This window comes from Paraburkholderia sp. EG287B (assembly GCF_040965595.1).
Taxonomy (GTDB): domain Bacteria; phylum Pseudomonadota; class Gammaproteobacteria; order Burkholderiales; family Burkholderiaceae; genus Paraburkholderia.
Genome location: NZ_JBFRCG010000070.1, coordinates 1 through 1,429, shown reverse-complemented (window position 1 = coordinate 1,429; position 1,429 = coordinate 1). Strand labels below are relative to the sequence as shown.

The following is a 1,429-nucleotide window of genomic DNA, read 5'->3' as shown; positions in this document are numbered from 1 at the left end:
TAATGCCGTTCAGTTAAGGTCCCGTTTCAGGTACCGAACGGTGTAGCGGAAAGGTCTGGACTTGACGGCCCGTGCGCAAGAGCGCCCGGGCCGTTTTTCGTTGGCGAGCTGCTTGAGCCGCTGGCGCAGGCGCACGAGCAGCGCAGGAAGTTTGCCGTACGAGCGGGTCACGGCTGCCCATGACATCTCATACTGAATCGTGTGAAACGCGCGGATGAAGCTCAGGTCCCCGGGGGCGCGTCCGGCCTCAAGCGCGGCCTTCGCCACCTCCAGCCGGATCAGGTTGTAGGCAATCAGGGCGCCCCAGAACTCCTGGTAGACGCCGTCAACGGTCTGGCTGCGCAGGGTCAACTCCATGCCCAGCATCGACTGCTTCAATTCCCGGTAACTGGTCTCGATCTGCCAGCGACGTGCGTAGCAGGACACGATGTCCGTTGCCTCGAACCGCTCTCGATCACACAGGGAGCTGAGCAATACCCGCTGCCGGCCACGCGCATCGACGGCAAGCACGGCACGGGCTTGCCAGAACTCAGGCAGTTCCGGACAGGCCTTTCGCGCCTGGGGCGATACACGCATGCGCACCATCTGGTCGCCGGGTTCGCCGCTGAGCACCTCCCAGCGCGTATTGGACTTGGCTGGAATGATGAAATGCCGGTTCGCGCCGCCCGAGACCAGATTGCACAACAACTGGGCCGACAGAAACCCTTTGTCAAACACCGTAATGGAGTTCTCCGGCACGCGCGGAACAAGCTGGCGCGCCGAGATCATCTCGTTGACGTCGTAAGGGCCGAATTCGGCGTCGCGCACCAGGTGCGTGGGAATGGCAGTCAGCGTGACGGCGCGCAACTGGGGGTAGCTGCCCAACCGGTCATGTGCGGCCACGGACGCCCCGAAGTGCCTGCGGTTGGCGGCACTGTCGGCCGTGCGCAGCGTGGTGCCGTCCATGGCGAACAGCGAGAATCCCTTGAAGAGGTAGTGTGCCTGATCCTGGGTAGTCCAGTTCCTGGCGCATTCGTGAAAGAGCCACGCCAGCGGCGCGGCGCCAGTGCGCTGTCGTGCCTGGGCGATGGCACTCTTGCTGACAAACGACGCATCGGGTGCGGGAAGAGCAAGCTCCAGGGCGTCAACGACCTCACTGACCGACTGATGCCGGTACAGCGCCAGCGCGATCACCAGCCACACCACCTGCTGCGCTGGCAGGCGGCGCCGCCGGATGCTGGCGCTGCCGCTGGCCTGAACTGCCTGTTCAATCCATTCATATGGCAGATGCTGGCCCAGCCGATCCCATTCGAACGGCGGGTGCGCATCGACAAGAAGAGGAAGGTCGTCAACCAGCATGGCGACGAAAGTTAACACCGTCGCGCCCTGTTTACAACAGGCGCTCGCCACAAACAAAAATGCCGTTCAGTTGCTTAACTGAACGGCATTA

At 62.8% G+C, this 1,429-nt stretch carries 1 protein-coding gene; it reads right to left on the bottom strand.

Annotated features, from left to right (window positions below; genetic code table 11):
* Positions 1-9 precede the first annotated feature (9 nt).
* A complete protein-coding gene (locus AB4Y40_RS42700; RefSeq protein WP_368692979.1) occupies positions 10-1,338 on the bottom strand; it encodes an IS4 family transposase in 1,329 nt (442 codons plus the stop codon).
* Between the last annotated feature and the right edge of the window lie 91 nt (positions 1,339-1,429).

Bases quoted from the DNA above. Each gene is read 5' to 3' on its own strand.
- AB4Y40_RS42700 (WP_368692979.1), bottom strand. From the start codon at position 1,338: ATGCTGGTTGACGACCTTCCTCTTCTTGTCGATGCGCACCCGCCGTTC.